The 19,555-nt window shown below is 69.3% G+C and carries 16 protein-coding genes; 9 read left to right on the plus strand and 7 right to left on the minus strand.

What is annotated here, in order from left to right:
• Positions 1–72: 72 nt before the first annotated feature.
• Entirely contained in the window at positions 73–2,259 is a 2,187-nt protein-coding gene (locus tag QM841_RS32635; protein ID WP_283335146.1) for an acyltransferase family protein, read from the plus strand.
• A gap of 99 nt (positions 2,260–2,358) precedes the next feature.
• Positions 2,359–2,937, plus strand: coding sequence for a carboxymuconolactone decarboxylase family protein (locus QM841_RS32640; protein ID WP_283335147.1), 579 nt, complete (start codon positions 2,359–2,361; stop codon positions 2,935–2,937).
• A 14-nt stretch (positions 2,938–2,951) separates the two neighbouring features.
• Here QM841_RS32640 and QM841_RS32645 read toward each other — a convergent pair whose 3' ends face one another.
• A complete protein-coding gene (locus tag QM841_RS32645) occupies positions 2,952–3,392 on the minus strand; it encodes a DUF3224 domain-containing protein (RefSeq protein WP_283335148.1) in 441 nt (146 codons plus the stop codon).
• Positions 3,393–3,457: 65 nt separating this feature from the next.
• On the opposite strand from QM841_RS32645, the gene QM841_RS32650 reads away from it, so the two are divergent.
• Positions 3,458–4,258 (plus strand): helix-turn-helix domain-containing protein, encoded by an 801-nt coding sequence (locus tag QM841_RS32650; RefSeq protein ID WP_283335149.1) that lies wholly within the window; start codon positions 3,458–3,460, stop codon positions 4,256–4,258.
• 16 nt (positions 4,259–4,274) lie between these two features.
• Here the strand turns inward: QM841_RS32650 and QM841_RS32655 are convergent, their stop codons facing one another.
• Positions 4,275–4,487 (minus strand): helix-hairpin-helix domain-containing protein, encoded by a 213-nt coding sequence (locus QM841_RS32655; RefSeq protein WP_283335150.1) that lies wholly within the window; start codon positions 4,485–4,487, stop codon positions 4,275–4,277.
• Between the two features lie 11 nt (positions 4,488–4,498).
• Positions 4,499–5,080 carry a helix-turn-helix domain-containing protein gene (locus QM841_RS32660; protein WP_105416260.1) on the minus strand — a complete coding sequence of 194 codons (582 nt, stop codon included), beginning with the start codon at positions 5,078–5,080 and terminating at the stop codon, positions 4,499–4,501.
• A gap of 47 nt (positions 5,081–5,127) precedes the next feature.
• Between QM841_RS32660 and QM841_RS32665 the strand changes: the two genes are divergently transcribed.
• The 6 genes from QM841_RS32665 (at position 5,128) to QM841_RS32690 (ending at position 15,905) form a co-directional block, all read left to right on the plus strand.
• Positions 5,128–5,967: a class I SAM-dependent methyltransferase gene (locus QM841_RS32665; RefSeq protein ID WP_283335151.1), complete on the plus strand. Its 840-nt coding sequence runs from the start codon at positions 5,128–5,130 to the stop codon at positions 5,965–5,967.
• Positions 5,968–6,138: 171 nt separating this feature from the next.
• A complete protein-coding gene (locus QM841_RS32670) occupies positions 6,139–7,260 on the plus strand; it encodes a helix-turn-helix domain-containing protein (RefSeq protein WP_280780040.1) in 1,122 nt (373 codons plus the stop codon).
• A 182-nt stretch (positions 7,261–7,442) separates the two neighbouring features.
• Positions 7,443–8,606 (plus strand): hypothetical protein, encoded by a 1,164-nt coding sequence (locus tag QM841_RS32675; RefSeq protein WP_280780039.1) that lies wholly within the window; start codon positions 7,443–7,445, stop codon positions 8,604–8,606.
• A 302-nt stretch (positions 8,607–8,908) separates the two neighbouring features.
• Complete coding sequence (locus QM841_RS32680) at positions 8,909–10,360, plus strand: TIGR02677 family protein (RefSeq protein ID WP_349307438.1); 1,452 nt, start codon at positions 8,909–8,911, stop codon at positions 10,358–10,360.
• A complete protein-coding gene (locus QM841_RS32685; RefSeq protein ID WP_280780038.1) occupies positions 10,357–11,751 on the plus strand; it encodes a TIGR02678 family protein in 1,395 nt (464 codons plus the stop codon). Before QM841_RS32680 ends, QM841_RS32685 begins: the two co-directional genes overlap by 4 nt.
• Positions 11,748–15,905, plus strand: a complete 4,158-nt coding sequence (locus QM841_RS32690; protein ID WP_283335152.1) for a TIGR02680 family protein — start codon at positions 11,748–11,750, stop codon at positions 15,903–15,905. Before QM841_RS32685 ends, QM841_RS32690 begins: the two co-directional genes overlap by 4 nt.
• Positions 15,906–15,947: 42 nt before the next feature.
• Here the strand turns inward: QM841_RS32690 and mshC are convergent, their stop codons facing one another.
• The 4 genes from mshC to QM841_RS32710 form a co-directional block, all read right to left on the minus strand.
• Positions 15,948–17,195, minus strand: a complete 1,248-nt coding sequence (gene mshC, locus QM841_RS32695; RefSeq protein WP_283335153.1) for a cysteine--1-D-myo-inosityl 2-amino-2-deoxy-alpha-D-glucopyranoside ligase — start codon at positions 17,193–17,195, stop codon at positions 15,948–15,950.
• Positions 17,196–17,268: 73 nt separating this feature from the next.
• The gene (locus QM841_RS32700; protein ID WP_283335154.1) at positions 17,269–18,072 is read right to left on the minus strand and encodes an SCO1664 family protein; all 804 of its coding nucleotides are present in this window, start codon (positions 18,070–18,072) and stop codon (positions 17,269–17,271) included.
• A 3-nt stretch (positions 18,073–18,075) separates the two neighbouring features.
• A complete protein-coding gene (locus QM841_RS32705) occupies positions 18,076–18,669 on the minus strand; it encodes a DUF3090 domain-containing protein (protein WP_005243068.1) in 594 nt (197 codons plus the stop codon).
• A 176-nt stretch (positions 18,670–18,845) separates the two neighbouring features.
• Positions 18,846–19,544 carry a histidine phosphatase family protein gene (locus QM841_RS32710; protein ID WP_011594100.1) on the minus strand — a complete coding sequence of 233 codons (699 nt, stop codon included), beginning with the start codon at positions 19,542–19,544 and terminating at the stop codon, positions 18,846–18,848.
• Between the last annotated feature and the right edge of the window lie 11 nt (positions 19,545–19,555).

The following is a 19,555-nucleotide window of genomic DNA, read 5'->3' on the forward strand; positions in this document are numbered from 1 at the left end:
TCGGCACCGCTGTCATCATGAGCTCAATGCTGCAGCTGAAGGGGCACGTCGCATGGACAGATCGCTGGTCGAGTGAATACCGTCGCGAGTCCGGAACGGCGACGCCGATCCGGTAACCGCCCTCCGGCCGGTGTCCAGCCGGCCGAGACGAGGTTCCGCGCGGACATCGAGGGTCTACGCGCCGTCGCCGTGCTGGCCGTGGTCCTCTTTCACGCGGGCGTGCCCGGCATCGACGGAGGGTTCGTCGGTGTCGACATCTTCTTCGTCGTCTCGGGGTTTCTCATCACCGGCCTGCTGTGGCGGAACGTCGCGACCACCGGCCACGTCGGGCTGGCCGAGTTCTACGGTGCGCGGGCCCGCAGGCTGCTGCCCGCCGGGTGCATCGTGCTGGTGGCCACTGCGATCGGCTCGGCCCTGCTCCTGCCCCCTCTGCAGGCCCGCGCGGTCCTCGGTGACGGGATCGCCAGTGCGCTGTACGTCGGTAACTACCGGTTCGCCCTGCACGGCACCGACTATCTGGCCGCCGACGCGCCCCCGTCACCGTTCCAGCACTACTGGTCGCTCGGCGTGGAAGAGCAGTTCTACCTGCTGTGGCCGGCGCTGATCATCGGGGTCGCCTGGCTCGTCCGGCGCAGGTCACGGCGCCTCGACGCGGACGAAACACCGTCGACGACCCCGTATCTGATCGTGCTCGCCGTGGTCGCCGCAGTGTCGTTTGCGGTCTCACTCGACTGGACCCGGACCCTGCCGCCGTGGGCGTTCTTCTCATTGCCCGCCCGCGGCTGGGAACTGGCCGCAGGCGGGTTGGTCGCCCTGTCGGTTCGGCACTGGCAGCGGCTGCCGTCGGTGGTCGCCGCCGCGGCCGGGTGGACGGGTTTCGCGCTGATCGTCGTCGCCTGTTTCCGACTCGGTGAGACGACGCCCTACCCCGGAACCGCCGCGCTGGTGCCGGTCGTCGGCACGGTGCTGGTGATCGGGGCGGGGTGTTCGGCGCCCCGGCTGGGTGTCGGGCGGAGCCTGTCACTGCGGCCGATGCGGGCGGTCGGGCGGGTGTCCTATTCCTGGTACCTGTGGCACTGGCCGGTCTTGCTGCTCGCGCCGATCGTGCTCGGCCGCTCGCTCGACCTGACCGACCGTCTGGCGATGGTCATGGTGTCCGCGGGTCTGGCCGGCCTGACACTGGTCCTGGTCGAGAATCCCGTGCGCTTCGCTGCCCCGCTGCGTCGCTCGGCCTCGCGCAGCCTCGTGCTCGGCGGTGCCGTCACCGTCATCGCTGTCTGTGCGGCACTGGTGCTGCTGGTGGCGCGGCCGGTTCCGGTCGGACACGGAGCCGCGGCCGCGGCCCTCACCGTCTCTGCGCCGGCCGGATCGGCGCCTCCCGCAGTCGATCCGCGGGACGCCGCGGTCAACGACATGACCGCACAGGTGCAGGCGGCGGTCGCGGAATCAGCAGGGCTGCAATCGGTCCCGTCGAATCTGTCACCGCCGCTCGCCGACGCGCCGGCAGACAAGCCGGAGGTGTTCGTCAACGGCTGCGTGCGGTCGTGGCTCGAAGTGGGTCAGGACGAGTGCGCGTCGGGGGCCGTGGCGTCTCCGACGACGGTGGCGCTGGTCGGAGATTCGCATGCCGCGATGTGGGCCCCGGCATTCGAATCGGCCGCCGAGCAGAAACAGTGGCGGCTCGAGACGATGGGCAAGGTCACCTGCCCGCTTCTCGACCTCCCACTCACCAGCCCCTACCTCGGGCGGGAATACACCGAGTGCGAGCAGTGGCGCGGCGAGATCGTCGACCGTTTGCGGACCGAACGGCCCCGGTTGGTCGTGCTGAGCATGTCCCGGCGCTACGGCGCCGATTTCGGTTTCACCGTGTACGGCCAGGCCTGGCTCGACAGCCTGACCCGGCTGGTCACCGAACTCCGGGCCACGGGCGCGGCCGTCCTCGTCCTCGGACCGATCCCGGATCCGCAGTCGACGGTGCCGACATGTCTGTCCGCCCACCTGGACGACGCGACCGCCTGCTCACCGCCACGGCCGGTCGCGGTGAACGACGCCGGCGTCGCGGCCGAGGCCACGGCCACCGCCGTAGGCGGCGGGCGGTACGCCGACCTCACCTCCCTGTTCTGCACCACCGAGCGCTGTCCCGTCATCGTCGGCAACGACCTCGTGTACCGCGACGACAACCACCTGACCCTCGAACACGCTCAGGCACTCTCGCCCGTCGTCGCCGCGCTGGCCGACCGGGCACTCGCACCGGGCTGACCGGTTGCGACGGTTCCTGCAATCACATCCGGTTCGGGTGTCACATTCGGCCGGTGGCCGGTGTCTCATGTCGAGAGCACGACAACCGGAGGAGGAATCATGGCCAGCAGTACCCGGATCCCGAAGGCCGAGCTGACCGGCATCTACGGCGCGATCGTCAAGCGGATGTCCCGCAAGATGCTCGGCGAGGTAGCCGAACCGGTCGAGGTCGCGTGGCACAACCGGAAGGTGCTGAACTTCAGCTTCAGCGTCGGCCGCCAGGCACGGAAGTGGGATCAGTGTGACGAGAACCTGAAGTCGTTCGCCCACATGGCGGTGGCCTGCCTGGTCGGATGCAGCTTCTGCCTGGACTTCGGCTACTTCCACGCCCACAACGAGGGGCTCGATCTGACCAAAGCACGCGAGGTGCCCCGCTGGCGCCAGTCGGACGTGTTCACCCCGCTGGAGCGGGATGTGCTCGAGTACGCCGAAGCGATGACCCAGACCCCGCCGACGGTCACCGACGAAATGTCGGCCAGGCTGCTCGAGGCGCTCGGCCCGGCCGCGCTGGTGGAACTGACCGCGTTCGTCGCGCTGGCGAATCTCATGACACGCACCAACACCGCGCTCGGCATCGAATCACAGGGCTTCGCGACGGCGTGTGGCCTCGAGCCCCTCGCCGCACCCACGACGACATGAGCGACGTCGAAATATCAGCCGACGTCGTACGACAGAACGAATTCGTAGCCGCTGTCGCCGGGTCCTGCGATGGACAGGTCCGCGCTGCCGCGTAGGTCGATCAGACCGCCGGTGCCCATACCCGGCACCACCTCGATCCGGGCCGACACCGAACCCTGGTCCTGGCTGCCGATGTGCTGGAACACGCACGTCCCGTCGTGCCCGCCGATCGAGCCCTCGAAACGCTCGAGGCCGAGCACCGGCGCGGCATCGGCCTTGTACGCGATCAGGTAGACCACTGTGCTCGTTCCCTCGATGTCCCCGGAGTACGAGTACGCGACGGTCGCTCGGTTGGCACCGCGAGTGGGGTAGTAGGTGTCGCCGGCGGTCGTGCCTTCGCCGTCGATGTCGACGATTACCGATTCCGACCACGCGGCGATGGAGAACTTGCCTCGTACAGTGTGTGAGTAGCTCATGACACGTGACTCTAGGTACGAGGCAGCGTGGCGTTCTTGAACATTCGCGACACTAGGATGAGCGAATGTCGACTGTGCCAGGACACCCCGAGGCGATCGTCCGCCCGACGGCCGCCACACCGGGGTTCGAGGTCGAACGGGTCGCTCCCCGAGAGGCTTTGGCCGAGTTCGTCGACTACCACTGGCTGGTGAGGTGGTCGGTGCCGAAGCCTCATCGACAGCAGGTGGTGCCCCAGCCCCGCGTTCATGTCGCTGCCGAGGACGGACAGTTGCTGGTGCACGGGATCTCCCGGTCGCCGTTCTACCGAACACTGACCGGGAACGGCCACGTGCTGGGAGCCGCCTTCCACGCCGGAGGGTTCCGGCCTCTGCTGAAGGGCAGCGTCGGCGCGATCTCGGGAACCGTCCAGCCCGGACGGCATCTGCTCGCCGGTGACGATCGCCCGGTCGCGGAGCGGATCCTCGCCGGCACGGACAGCGCGGAGATGATCGACACCTTCGAGCAATACCTTCTCCGCACCGATCCCGTTCCGGATCCGACGGGACGGGAGATCACAGCCCTGGTGGGCGACGCCCAGTGCAACCGCGACATCGTCCGGGCAGACCAGCTCGCCGCACACGCCGGCTGCAGCCTGCGCACCCTGCAACGGCTGTTCACCGAGTACGTCGGCATCGGCCCGAAGTGGGTGATCCAGCGATTCCGCATCCTCGACGCGGCCGGCGCCGCCCACTCGGGCGAGAGGATCGACTGGTCGGCGCTCGCCTACGAACTGGGGTTCAGCGACCAGGCTCACCTGACCCGGGTCTTCACTCACGTGGTCGGGACACCACCGGCTACCTATCAGCGCACGCACGGCCTGCTGTAGCGCGGCCGGACTCGGTTCACTTCGCGAAGCCGAGCCCCCGCTCCGCGAGTTCCTCCTCGAGGATTCGGATCGCCTTCGGTCCGACGCCGTGGATATTCAACAGTTCCTTGGCGGTGACCGTCGTCAGTTGATCGAAACGCGTATAGCCGTGGGACGCGAGCTCACGACGGGAGACCTTCCCCATGCTCGCCGGAAACTCTGTCTGACCCGTTGTGTCGGAAGACGACATGTCCGTCCTTTCTACTCGTTGTGATCGGCGTGCAGGTGGGCACGCTCCCCGTCGTGGTCGAAGATCGTGAGGATCTCGACGGGACCGTCGTGGGCGCCGATGGAGTGCGGCACCATGGTCGAGAACTCCGCTGCGGCACCGGCTTCGATAAGTATGGTTCGCTCACCGAGCTGCAGGCGGGCCGTCCCCGATAACACCGTGAACCACTCGTGGCCGGGGTGCACACTCACATGCTCCGGGCCGGCGGGCCGATCGGGGGTGATGCGCATCTTCGCCACGGTCGCGCCGTGGAGCGCGCGTTCGCGGGAAAGCAGCCAGATCGTCAGGCCTCGCGTGTGTTCGGGTTGCGGCCGGATCACCACGTCCTCGTCCTCGACGGACTCGACGAGCTGATCGAGCGTGGTGCCGAGGGCCCGCGCGATCGGGACCAGTTGGTCGAGGGCGATCCTGCGGTGGCCGGTCTCGATGCGGCTCAGCGTGGACGGACTGAGAAAGCAGCGCGCAGCGAGCACGTCCAGTGACCAGCCGCGGGCCAGCCGAAGCCCCCTGATGCGTTGACGGATCACGCTGTCCAACCCGACTTCTTGCGTCATAGGCAAGAGTGTATGCGTGCAACGCAGGATGTGGCTAACCTGGAGCCATGACACAGCATTCCCATCACCACAGCGGGCACACTCCCGAGCACGAGGCGGCGCTCGCGGATCTACTGGACCTGGACGCCGAGGTGTTCGGGTCCTACCTGGATTCCGTGGCCGAATGGGTCGGACAGCGCACCCGAGAGACCCCGCGCCGCGTCGTCGACGTGGGGGCAGGCACGGGCGTCGGCAGCCTGACCCTGGCTCGGCAATTCCCCACGGCGGAGGTGATCGCGATCGACAGGTCGGAGGTGATGCTCACGTGCCTGCGCACGGCCGCGCACGGGCAGGGACTGGCCGGGCGGTTGAGCGTCGTGCACGCCGATCTGGATGTCGCCTGGCCCGCAGTCGACGCGGCGGACGTCGTGTGGGCAGCCTCCTCGTTGCACGAGGTCGCCGACCCCGACCGGGTGCTCCAGGACATGTACGGTGCGCTGAATACCGGCGGCGTGCTGGTGGTCGTCGAGATGGACGCGCTGCCGCGCCTTCTGCCGGACGACCTCGACCTGGGCCGCCCTGGCCTGGAGTCGCGCTGCCACGAGGCCTTGGCGCGGTTGGACTGGAACGCGCACCCGAACTGGCGGTCCCATGTGGAACGGGCCGGTTTCGTGGACGTCGAGGAGCGCAGTTTCACCAGCGAGGCAACCCCGGCCCCACCCACCACCGGACGCTATGCACAGAACTTCCTGCGCCGCATTCGCTCCGCGCTCGACGGACAGCTTGCCGCCGACGACCGCGACACTCTCGATCACCTTCTCGCGGACGACGACCCCGACAGCGTCCTGCACCGCGGGGATCTGACGGTGCGGGGCAGCCGGACCGTATGGATTGCCCGACGCCCCTGAACCCGACGGACGGAGTGGAACTCCCTCACGCCGTCTGTGCCCGTGGGAGCCGGTCCACGTGGAAGTGGTGAGTTGTGGCGGGATCCGACCACTCGGCGAGGCTCGGAACCGACCACGATCATTCGGTGTATTTTCCGGTTCCGTCTCGGACCGATTTAGTAGACTGACGACGTGCCGAATCAGGAGAACGCCGAATTCGCAGGCAGCGAGCCGAAGGTGCCGTTTCCCAAGCCGGAACGCGACATCGATCTCTACCGCCGGGCGATCGCCACCCTCCAGGCCGCACTCCCCCACGGCTGGACGTTGACGTCCGGAAAGTCCCGCTCCCTCGCCGACGCGCCGGAACGATTGCTGGTCGGCGCACCCAACGGCGAGGTGGCGTCCTTCTCCGTCATCCCCGCCCGGGGGGTGCTCGCGGGCGACGCCGCCCGGTTCGCCGACGGGTTGTCCGGATCCGATCGCGGATTCGTCTGCGCCCGTTACCTTTCCGAGCCGGTTCGCCGTCAACTCGACGCCAGGGGTCTCTCCTACGCCGATGCGACGGGCAACACCTCCCTGGCGGCGGACCGGCCTGCGATCTGGGTGCGCGACCGGGGCGCCGACGCCGACCCGTGGCGTGGCCCCGGCCGTCCGGCCGCCCAGCTGACCGGCGATCCTGCCGCCCGGGTCGTGCGCGCCCTCGCCGATCATTCGGGTCAGCTGACGGTCCCCGAACTCGTCCGACTGTCCGGCGCGTCCACCGGCGCGACCTATCGGGTGGTGGAAACCCTGGAGGAACGCGATCTGCTCGAACGTCTCCCCCGTGGCCCCATCACCAGCGTCCGGTGGCAGCAGATGCTGCGCGCCTGGAGCAGTGACTCCAGTTTCAAGGACTGCCCCACGGTCGGCTACTTCGCACCCGAGGGAGTGCAGTCGTTCGTCGCGAAACTCGGGAAGGTCTCCGGCCACCTCTACGCGGTGACCGGGTCACTCGCCGCGGCGGCGTTCGTCGAATACGCGCCGGCGCATCAGGTCCAGATCTACGCCGACCACGGCGAGGCGCTGGCCGGCGCACTCGAGCTACGCCCCGTCGATCAGGGCGCCAACGTCCTCGTCGCCACTCCCCGATCGGCTGCGGTCTTCGAGCGCACCCTGTTCCGCGACAACGTTCGTCTGGTCGCCCCGGCCCAGGCCTTCGCGGATCTTCTCGCCGGCACCGGTCGTCATCCGCAGGAGGCGGAGCACCTCCTCGATTGGATGACCGAGAACGTGACCGAGTGGAGAACAGCCCTCGGCGCACCGACGGTTACCTGACCGATCACTCGCCGCGGGCGAAAATGCCCGAGTGTGCGCAACACGACCACGCCACGCCGCGCGTGATGGCGCGCACAAGCGTGCTCGGGTAGCAGGATGTACATCTTGTGGCCTCACCGAGTGAGTCGGAACGGGCCTGACGGAAGTCGCGATCCGTTCGCAAAACGAATAGGGGTACTTGCATGTCCATGGGAGTCGGGCTCAGGATCGGCAGTGTCGTGTCCACCGCGGTGGTGGCGTCGAACGATCCAGGATCCCCGGATCCGGTCGTCATCGTCCGGGACACCGTCCTGCACATGTGCCCGGACGGCACCGCAATTCTCGGCGGGTCGGCGCCACACACGATCGGCGACACCCACACCGTGTCGGGGTTCCTTCCCCGCGTCGGCGACCCGGCCGGTGTCGCGGTCGGTGACGGATCGCGGTACCGCGCCGAAGACCTGGTCGCGGGCGCGATGCGGTGCCTGCTCCGGGAGTGCGAACCTCTCCCCGACCACGGCGGCCGGACCGGCGGCGCCCCCGACATCATGGCCGCCTACCCCACCCGCTGGGACTCGGCCGCCGTCGCGGCGCTCCGCGACGCCCTGGACTACGCCGACATGTCCTACCTGTCCCTCGTCTCGGACGCCGAAGCCGCCGCAGCCTGGTTCGAATCCGAGATCGCGGAGCGTCCCGGGCAGCTGGTCGGCATCTATCACGTCGACGACACCGGCGCGACCGTCGCGCTGATCCGCTCGGGCGTCGAGGCAGGCAAGGCGTTTCGTTTCTCCTCGGGGGGTTCTCCCACGGCCCAGATCGCCACCGCGCTCGGGGCGTTCGGCTGGCTGCCCAGCAACCTCGATGCCGTGGTCATCACGGGCGACGGCCTGATCGCGCGGGACTCCGCGGCCATTCACGGGTTCGCGAACACCGTCGGTGAGAAGTTCGGTGTGCGATGTGTCGTCGGCCCGGGTCCCGAGCAGACCGCAGCGCTCGGTGCCGCCATCCGCGCCGCCGGATTCAACCCGACCACTCACAGGGTCACCCCGATCGGCCTGCCGCCGTCGTACGACGTCACCGAGGTGATCGACGCCGTGGTCGGCGAGCCGGTGCCCTCGACCTCGACAACCGCGAGCCGGCCGGCGACGCGCACGCCCAACCCCGCGTCGGCCGCGGCGGTGGGCGCCTCCCCTGCCCGGGCGTCGGGCGGAACGGCGGTCGCGACACCACCGGAACCTCGCGCAGTCGCGCAGTCCGGCGACGAATCCACTTCCGACCCGACGTCCCGGGCGTCCTGGCTCGTCGCCGCGGCAGTCGGGCTGGCTCTCGTGCTGGTGGCGATCGTCTTCGTGCTGTTCGTCCTCTGAATGCCTGCCTCCCGTCATCGGTGCAGCGGCGGGGTGAGGCGGGTTGATCGTGAGGATGGAACATCGGTGACAGAGGGTGGATCATACGCGACCGAGCACCTGAATTCGGTAAATTACAGCGTTCCGTCAGGTTCCGATTCAGATTCCAGCGTTGGTGGTGCGCGTCGGCACGGCGTTCGCTCGACGGCTGGGCGACCGCATAACCTGTCACGGTGAGTGAATCAGGCAGCGATCCCGGTCGGTCCCCCTCGGGGCTGCGCGCAGCGCGTTCGGCGGTTGCTCCCCCACTCCGAGACGACCGGTTGAAACTGTTCGCCTTCACCACGGCGGAGAAGCGCGCGGAGTACCTGTGGGTGCTGCGGGCCTTCGACCACGCCCGCGCCAACTACGTCGTCCTGCTCCACGCCGGCGACGTCGCCCGCATTCTGGACGGTCTCGCCTGCGACGATCCGTCCGGACAACTCGGCGCCGGCGACGTCACTCCCCTGCTCGAGCAACTGCACGTCTGGGAAGTGCTCGAACGCAGCTACGACGGAACCCGCGCCGCCACGCTGGCCGAATACCGGAACCGGCACTTCGTCTATCAGTTCAGCCAGGCCGGCTACCAGGTGTTCCGAGCCGTCGAGGACGCTCTGGCGGCCCGGCTCGACGACGCGTCGCTGTCCCGCCTGGCGCTGCCCGACCTCCTCGCCGACATGAACGACCTGGCCGCCGCGAATCGTGCGGCCGACAACGACCTCGTGTACCGGAAACTCAACCGTCTCGACGCGACGCTGTCGGACATGGCCGGACACGCCGCCCAGTTCTACCTGACCCTCGGCGACCTCGTCCGCACCACGGAGATCACGCCCGAGACGTTCATGTCCCACAAGGACGCTCTCCTCACGCACATGCGCGAGTTCAGCTCCGACCTCTCACGCTTTGCACCGAAACTCGCGGCGGCCATCGCGCTCGTGGAAGACACCGGCGTCGAGACGATGGTGGCGCGGGCCGCCGCCAGCGACGAGCGGGTGTTCCTCGGCATCGAAGAGCGCGAAGCCGATTGGCGCGCGCGATGGGCGGGATTGACGCATTGGTTCGTCGGGAGCGAGGCCGGTCTCAGCGAGTCGGAACGCCTCCGCGAGGGCACGATGAGTGCCATCGCCGCCGTCCTGTCGCTGCTGCGCCGCGTCACCGAGACCCGCAAGGGCGGTGTCAGCAGGGAGAGCCAATTACGCCACCTCGCAGGCTGGTTCGCCGCGACTCCGACCGAGGACGCCGCGCATGCGCTGTTCCAGGCCGTGTTCGACCTCGGGCGTCCGCGCCACCTGTCGATGGTGCATCCGGACGCCGACATCATTCCCGACACGCGGTCGTGGTGGGAGGCCCAGCCCGTCGAGATCTCCCGCACGCTGGCCGAGACGGGACGTCCCCCGTCGCCCGGCCTGCCCGCACGGGTGCAGCGCAACGAGGGCAGCGTGCGCCGCCTGCGGGAGGAACAGCTGACCGCACAACGACTTCGCGCCGCCGCCGCCCAGTCGCTGGCCCGGGGCGGGGTCTACGAGCGGGAACTCGACGAGGCCGAAACCGACGTGCTGCTGAGTCTGCTCAACGCCGCGCTGACGGCGCGGGTTCCGGTCAGCGGCCGTGTGAAGAGCAGCACAGGATCGGAGAACGGTGTGAAGCTCACCCTCAGCCCACACAGTGAATCGACGGTGGTGCGCACCGCCCGAGGACGCCTGCACCTCGACGGACTGCAGGTGAGCGTTCGGTGAAGGCACGGGAGATCTCGCCGCTCGCCCTCGACTCGTATCAGCGCGCCGCCCGCGTCATTCTGTCGAATCACCTGGTGACACAGACCTATCCGGATCGCATCGCACTCCCCCTGCTCCGCCGGTGGGCCACCGAATTACGCGACGATCTGATGACGCTCTTCGGGTACCGACTCGAAGTCACGGAGACGACCGCCCGGCTGTTCACGGTGAGCGACCGACTCGACGCCGGGACCCCGGCCAAGACGGCCACCGACCGCACGTTCGACCGGTACCGCTACGCCTACCTCGCGTTGGCGCTGGCCGCCCTCGGCCGCGCCGGAAACCAGATCACCCTGTCCGAGCTCGCCGATCACGTGGCCGCCGACGCCGCACAGGTCGACGGTGTGGACCTGTCCACGGAACGCGCGTCCGACCGGGATGCGTTCGTCGACGCCGTCGGCTGGCTCGCCGCCCGCGGCGCGATCGCCCTCGCCGACGGCGACGCGGGCGGCTGGGCCGCCAATCCCGATGCGGGAGAGGCGCTCTACGACATCGACAGGTCCGTCGTCATCGCCCTGTTCCGGCCGCCGCGCGCACTGCAGCACCTCCGGTCCATCCGCGGACTGCTCGCCGGTGCGGACGCGGTGACCGAGGACGACACCTCCGAGTTCGGGACCGCCCGGCCGGTCGATGTGAAGGAGACCGCGCGGCGGGTCCGGCGTGCTCTCGTCGAACGGCCCGTGGTCTACGCCGCCGACCTCGACGATGACGAGCTGATGCAACTCGCACTCCCCCGCACCGCAGCCGATGTCGAGTTGCTCACCGGACTGGTCGCGGAGCGGCGTGAGGAGGGTGTCGCGATGATCGACTCCTCCGGACGTCTGTCCGACGTCCGGTTCCCCGGTACGGGAACGGTCGCGCAGGTCGCGCTCCTGCTCGCCGGCGAGATCGCCGATCGCGTACTGGATCCGGATGCCCCGGAGACGGCCCGGATGCCGCTGCCGCGGGACCGATTCGACGACCTGATCGAACAGGTCGACAGCGCCATTCCGCAGTCCGGGATCTTCGACAGCCTCGCCGGCCACGACGGATTCGAACCCGCGGACCCCGCCCCCGCGGACCGGCTGTTCCCGGTCATCGAGGACGCGTGGATCGCCGGCACCGTCCGGACACTGACCGAACGGTTCGGGCGCACGTTCGCCGCCGGGTGGCAGGCGGACCCGGACGGTCTGGGACGCGCGGCGCTGGCGCTGCTCGAGCGGCTACGCCTCACCGCGGCCGTGCCGGGTGGTGTGCTCGCACTCCCGGCACTCGCCCGCTACCGGGGTGTGGTGGTCACGATCCGCGACCGCACACCCGAGATCGACCTGTTCCAGAGCTCAGCGAACGACAGCGAGGAAGTCACAGCATGACGAGTGCGCGTTTCCGGCCCACCCGCGCCGGGATCATCAACCTCTGGGACTACCGCGATCAGGAGTTCTCCTTCGCCGACGGTCGCCTCGTTCTCCGCGGTCCCAACGGATCCGGCAAGACGAAGGCCCTCGAAGTGCTGTTCCCGTTCGTCCTCGACGGCCGGATCGAACCCCGGCGGCTCAATCCGTTCGCCGGCGAGGAACGCACCATGAAGTCGAACCTCCTGTACCGCGGGCAGGACAGCGCGTACTCGTACGTCTGGATGGAGTTCTGCCGCGGCGCGAAGGACGACCCCGAGGCCGTCACCGTGGGCATCGGCATGCGCGCCACCCGCACCAACGACAAGGTCACGCGCTGGTACTTCGTCGCCGACGGACGCGTCGGCGTCGACTTCTCCCTGCTCGGCAGCGACGACCGTCCGCTCACGAAGAAGCAACTGGGCGAACAGATCGGCACCGACTCCATCACCGACCGGCCGCTCGACTACCGCGCCGCGATCGACGCCCGGATGTTCGGGCTCGGCGTCCAGCGCTACGACCAGCTGATCAACCTCATCCTCACGCTCCGGCGACCTCAGCTCGCGAAGAACCTCGACCCCAAGGGACTGTCGCAGGCACTCACCGACGGTCTGCGACCGCTCGACGAGCAACTGGTCCTCGAGGCTGCCCGTTCGTTCAGCGACATGGAGGAGGTCGGCCGGGCGCTCGAGGGGCTGGCCGCGGCGGACCAGGCGGCACAGAGCTTCGTCGGCGTGTACGCGAAATACCTTCGCCAGCAGGCACGTACGGACGTCGACCACCTCGCTACCCGCCTGGAGGCCGTCCGATCCGGTATCGCCGCCCTCCATGGGGCGGCAGCGGACCGGGCCCGCAGCCAGGAGAGTCGAGCGGCCGCCGAAGAACGCTTCACCGCCGCCGAACGCGCACTCGACCAGGCAAATGCCACCCTGGACGCGCTGAAGCGGTCGACGGCATACGAGGGACGGACACAACTCGACGACCTCGCGCAGGCCGTCTCGACGCTCGAGAAGTCGACCGAACTGCAGGCCGAGAAGGCGCGCAAGGCCAAGGCGACCCTCGAACAGCGAGCCGAGGAACACGCCAAGGCCGGTGACGCCGTCGCACGCGCCGTCGAGGCGCTCACCCACGCCGAAGACGAACTTCACCTCGCCGCCGAGGACGCGGGAATCACCTGGACCGCACTCCCCGAGAACGCGCGCACCGACCAGCTGACCGCGGCGCTGCGCGGGCACACCGAAGAACGCGACGGCGACATCCGCGCGGTCCGGGCCGCGCTCGCCACCGTCGAGAGGGCCGCCACCGAGCGGACCCGCGCCGACGAGGCGGCACGCCGCGGCCAAGAGCAACTCGACACCGCGACGGTGGCCGTACTCGAGGCCGAGACCGCGGTCGAGTCGGCCCGCAGCCGCTGCGCCGGCGAACTCCGGTCCTGGTGGACGGAACAGTCGTCCCTCTACGCCGAGATCGACACGCCCGCTTCACTGTTCGAGGCCCTGGACACCGCCCTCGGCCGGATCGGCGACGACGACGCCGCCACCCTGTCGGAGACGCTGACCGAACAGACGACGGACACCGTCGACGCGCTCCGGCTGCGTCGTCAGCAGTGCGACCGCGACGCCACCGCCGCCGAGGAGGCGATCGCCGAACACGAATCCGCCCGCGCGGCCATCGAATCCGAGCACGACGACGCCCCGCCGCTCTCGACCGCCCGGCAGGACGCCCGGTCCCGGCTGACCGGTGCACCGCTGTGGCGCCTCGTCCGCTTCGCCGACGGTGTCGACGTCGCCGCGGCGGCAGGAATCGAAGCCGCACTGCAGGCCGCGAATCTCCTCGACGGCTGGGTGCCCGTCGACGACGCACTCCCCGACGTCGAATCCGAACAGTTCCTCGTGGCCCTTCCGGCCGGGGATCGGCCCACCGGCACGACCCTCGCCGACGTTCTCGAGGTCGAACAGGACACGGGCGTTCCCGACGATCGCGTGCGCGGGATCCTCGAGTCCATCGCCCTCGAATCCCTCGACCTGTCCGAAGGTCCGGTCGGTGTCGCCGAAGACGGTGCGTACCGGCAGGGAATCCAGCGCGGACGCCACACGAAATCGGACGCCGAGTACATCGGAACCACCGCACGGGCCCGCAGGCGCGCCACCCGTATCGCCGAACTCGACAGGATCCTCGAGGAAACGCGGGCGACCCTCGACGAGACCCGGGCGGCCGCGGATGCGGCAGCGGCGCTGCTGTCGCGGACCACCGCGGCGGCGCAGGCCCTGCCCCGCACCGGATCGATCCTCACGGCGCTGAAGAAGGTCACTGAATCCGCAGGCGCACTCCGCAGCCGCTCCGACACGGCGACAGCGGTCGGTCGCGAACTCGACCAGGCCATTGCCGACCTGTCCGCGAAGGAGAAGCAGCTCCGGGCCACTGCGTCCACGCACCGGACTCCCCACGTCGCCCGCGAGATCGACTCGCTCGCCGCGGCCGTCCGGCATTTCGAGAAGCAGGGCGAGATGGTGCAGCGGTGCAGGCGCGAACACGCCAAGGAGGTGGAGCACACCCGCGAGTCCGAGGACCGACTGCACGAGGCGCGCGGCAGCGCGGAGGAGTTCGCGGAAGAAGCTGCCATCGCCGAAGAGGTTCTCGCGCAACAGGTCCAACGCCTCGAGACGCTGCGCGACACGCTGGGAGCGGGGGCCGAGCAGTTGGACCGGCAACTCGAGGAGGCGCACGCGCGGATCGAGGCATGCAAGAAGGAGCAGCGCGACGCCCGCAAGGCCGACAAGGACGCGGGTGAGGCCATCGGTAAAGCCGAGGGCGCGTACAACACCGCCGTCCAGACGCTCCGGCTGGCGCTCACCGAAACGCACGCCGACGCCGCCCGCCTCGCGCCGTACGCCCGGCGCGACCTACTCGAACTCCTCGGCGTCGACGGCGGCCACACCTGGCCGGCGAGCTCGGCGGCGTGGATGAGTGCCGAACAGCTGGTGTATCGAATCCAGAACGCCGAAGACGACACCCCGATCCTGCCGCCCGAAGTGGACGCACTGTTCCGCGCACTGGACGGCGCCACCGAATCGGTGCGGGTCAGCGACTCGGCGCGCAAGTCGACGCGCACCGCGCTCACCACCGCGCTGCAGGATTTCGACGCACAATTGGCGGCCGCCGGCCAGGACTACCGGTTGCAGTGGGACGCCCCGGACGGCGTGACCGTGGTGCAGGTGCAGGACGACGAGGGTTACTCGTCGATCGGCGAGTTCGCCGCCCGCATCGCGTCCGCTCGCTCCGATCAGGAACTGCTGCTCACCGAATCCGAGCGTCGCATCCTGGAGGACGCGCTGCTCACGGGTCTCGCACAGCAGATCCACGAACGGACCGTCGACGCCCGCGAACTCATCGCCCGGATGGGCACCGAGATGCGGGAGCGCCGGATGTCGTCCGGCAACACCATCGGGGTCCACTGGGTGCTCGCCGACAACCTCGACGACAGCGCGAAGGCGATCTCCAAACTGCTCGAGCGCGACACCTCGGCGCTGGGGCCGGACGAGCTCGCCACGATGCGCGCCCACTTCGCCCATCAGATCAGGACTGCCCGCGCAGCCCACCCGGAGCGTTCGTACCCGGAGATCCTGGCGTCCGCCCTCGACTACCGGCGGTGGCGGGTGTTCTCGTTCACCCTGATCAGCGGCAACGGCAACGAAGACCGGCTGACCGTCGCCCGGCACAGCGCACTCTCCGGCGGCGAGCAGTCCGTCTCGCTGCACCTGCCGTTGTTCGCCGCAGCGCACGTCATGCTCGATTCCGCCGACCCCCATGCACCGCGACTGCTGGCGCTGGACGAGGCGTTCGCCGGCGTCGACGACAACGGCCGGGCCGAACTGCTCGGCCTCAGCGTGCAATTCGACCTCGACCTGTTCATGACCGGGTTCGACCTGTGGATCACGTACGGCGGCGTGCCGGGGTGCGCGCACTACGATCTGGCGCACTCGACAGCCGAGCAGAGCGTCAGCGCCACGCTGCTCGTGTGGTCGGATGGCGAACTACTCGCCGAACACGACGGCACCGACCTGGCGCAGGCGCTCGGTTCGCCCCTCCGCAGGCGCGTCCCGACGCCCGCGGAGGGTGCCCTCGAGTTCGCCTGACCCGTGAGTACTTGTTAACCGCGGGCGGTGGTTAACAAGTACTCACGGGCGCCGGAGGCGCACACCGAGCAGGGCGTCCACGGCGGCGGCGAATTCGCCCGGCGCGTTCGTGTCCGAGCCACCGTTGTCGAGGGCGCGACGGGCCCAGCCGTCGAGGGCGTCGAGCGCCTTCGGGGTGTCGAGATCGTCCGCGAGATGCTGACGCAGGCGGGCGATCGTGTCGGTGGCCGACTGCGCCGACTCGAGTGCGGCGGCGTCCTTCCACAGCTGCAGCCGGGTGTAGGCGTCGGCGAGAACCTGCTCGGTCCACGGGCGGTCCTGTCGGTAGTGCCCGGACAGCAGTCCGAGGCGGATGGCGGCCGGGTCGACACCCTCGCCGCGCAGCTTCGACACGAACACGAGGTTGCCGCGGCTCTTCGACATCTTCTCGCCGTCGAGACCGATCATGCCGGTGTGCACGTAGTGGCGGGCGAAGCGACGGTCGCCCGTGGCCGACTCGGCGTGCGCCGCGGAGTACTCGTGGTGCGGGAAGATCAGGTCGCTGCCGCCGCCTTGCACGTCGAAACCCGAGCCGATGCGGTTGAGGGCGATGGCCGAACACTCGATGTGCCAGCCGGGGCGCCCGGGACCGAACGGCGACGGCCACGACGGCTCCCCCGGGCGGACCGCACGCCACACCAGCGCGTCGAGGGGATCTTCCTTGCCGGGGCGGTCGGGGTCGCCGCCGCGCTCGGCGAAGAACTTGTCCATCGTCTCGCGGTCGTAGCCGGACTCGTACCCGAACTGCTCGGTCGCATTGGCGCGGAAGTACACGTCGGGGAATTCGGGGTCGTCGACGACGTAGGCGGCGCCGGACGCGACGAACTTCTCGACCATCTCGATCACTTCGCCGATCGACTCCACCGCGCCGATGTAGTCGCGCGGGGGCAGCACCCGGAGGGCTTCCATGTCTTCGCGGAACAGCGCGGTCTCGCGCATGCCGAGGACGACCCAGTCCTCGCCGTCGCGGTTGGCGCGCTCGAACAGCGGGTCGTCGACGTCGGTGACGTTCTGGACGTAGTGCACGTCGTGCCCGGCGTCACGCCAGATCCGGTTCACCAGATCGAACGTCAGGTACGTGGCCGCGTGACCGAGGTGGGTGGCGTCGTAGGGGGTGATACCGCACACGTACATCGTGGCCGTGCGTCCGGGAGTGACGGGACGTACCTGCCGGTCAGCGGTGTCGAACAACCGCAGCGGAGGCCCCTGGCCTGGAACGGACGGGACAGCGGTTTCGGACCAAGACTGCATGAGAGCGAGCCTAGTGGACCCGCATTTCCGCCTCGGAGGGAGCCGCCGCCCCCACGGGCACCGAACGGTTCCGTCAGAACGCGGGCCACGGAATCGGCCGGTGGCCGTTCGGCCGGGGCATCACCGGTGCCGCGAGGAGGTCCACGGCACGCTCGTACAGCGCGGCGACCTCGCCGGACGTGATGTGCTCACCCAGTCGCGTACCGAAGTCGCCCTCGAGCGAGGAGATCAGTTCGGCGATGTCGACGACGAGGGCGCCCGGCACCTCCGTCCCGGCCCACCCCCACAACACGGTCCGCAGCTTGTTCTCCGTGTGCAGGCAGATGCCGTGGTCGACGCCGTAGACGGACCCGTCGAGCCCCTCGAGTGCGTGGCCGCCCTTGCGGTCGGCGTTGTTGATCAGCACGTCGAGGACCGCCATCCGCTGTAGCCGCGGGTCGTCGGCGTGGATGAGCGCGACCGGTTCTCCGTCCATGTCGGTGGCGCGCAGGATTTCGAACCACCCCTCGGGAACGGCGTCGGGAGCGCAGATGTCGACCAGGTCGAGACCGCCGGTGTCGTCGGCGTGCCGGTCGGGGGTGTCGACCCACCGCTGCACCATCCCCGGGCCGAACGGACCGTCCCGCAGGAGAGTGCGGGGAATCACACCCCACCCGAGCTGCTCGGATACGAGATACGACGCGTATTCACGTCCGGCGAGCGTGCCGTCGGGGAAGTCCCACAACGGACGCTCCCCGCGGACCGGCTTGTACACGCAGCGGACGGTGGTCTCACCCTCGATCGCGTCGCACACCAGGGTGGCGTTACTGGCGTGGGTGATCTGGCCGATGAGGGTCAGCTCGCCGGACTCCAGAGGATCGGACTCCTCGGCAGACACCCGTCAGTCCTCCTCGTCCATCTCCGGGGTGAGGCCGAAGCTCTGGCCACGGCGGTACCCGTTGGTCCGGATGCAGATGTGCCCCTCCGGCGCCAGTGGCTCACCGCACAGCGGGCACGGCGCGCGTCCGGCGGCGATGACCCGTTCGGACCGCAACGAGAAGTCCCGCGCCTGCAACGGGGTGAGGAAGACGCGCACGGCGTCCGGTCCGTCCTCGGAGTCGTCGAGAACGACGGACTCGTCGAACTCCGTCTCGCTGACGGCGAGCAGTTCCACCACGACGGCTCCGGCGTCCGCGTCCCAGCCCAGGCCCATCGTGCCGACCCGGAACTCGGCGTCGATCGGGGTGACGAGGGGGCTCGCGTCGTCGAGTTCGGCCCCCTCCGGGGGAACCTCCGTCCCGAACCGGCGGTGCACTTCCTCGAGGAGGAGCCCCATCCGGTCGGCCAGTACCTGGACCTGCTGTTTCTCCAGCAGGACGCTGATCACTCGCGCCTCGTGTACTGCCTGGAGATAGAACGACCTGTCGCCGGGCTCACCCACCGTCCCGGCAATGAATCGGTCAGGAGTGCGGAATACGTGAATTGCGCGTGACATTGCACCTCCTTCGGCTGGAGCCGGGCCCTACTGCGGCGCTGCCCACTCGTTGTTCCGTCTCGGACTGTTCCTCGCAGCATGTTGCGTTCATTATCCGTCAATCGTCACCGGCGGGGTCCGCCTAATCGTCACCGGCGGGGTCCGCCTAATCGTCACCGGCGGGGTCCGCCTAATCCTCACAGGCGGACCTCCCCGCCGGGCACCGATCCGGATACTTCGGCGCGGGCGCCGTCTCCGGACACCGGTGGCGTGTTGACTCCGGACAGATCGGCGCCGGTGTCGTTCATCTTCAGCACGTACGGACGGGTGGAGGTGTACCGGACGACGCTGATCGAGGCCGGCTCGGCGACGATCCGCTGGAATCCGTCGAGGTGCGCGCCGAGGGCGTCCGCGAGGACCGACTTGATGACGTCGCCGTGTGAGCACGCCACCCACACGACGTCGCGGCCGTGCAGTTCCGCGAGCCGTGCGTCGTGCTCGCGGACCGCGGCGACGGCCCGGGCCTGGACCTGCGCCAGACCTTCTCCCCCCGGGAACACCGCGGCGGACGCGTGCTGTTGCACGATCTTCCACAGCGGTTCCTCGAGCAGGACCTTCAGCTCGCGACCGGTCCACTCGCCGTAGTCGACCTCGACCAGCCGATGTTCCACCACGGGGGTCAGGCCCCGGGCCCGGGCGAGCGGTTCCACTGTCTGCTCGCACCGCACGAGCGGCGAATGCACGATCTCCTCGATGGCCACGTCGGCGAGCCGGGACACGATGGCTTGCGCCTGCTCGCGGCCGCGGTCGTCGAGTTCGACTCCCGGTGACCGGCCGGCAAGCGTGTGTGCAGTGTTCGAGGTCGACCGCCCGTGGCGCAGCAGCACAACTGTCATTGGCCCAGCCT

Origin of the sequence: Rhodococcus sp. IEGM 1307 (assembly GCF_030056915.1) — a bacterium.
Lineage (GTDB): Bacteria > Actinomycetota > Actinomycetes > Mycobacteriales > Mycobacteriaceae > Rhodococcus_F > Rhodococcus_F opacus_D.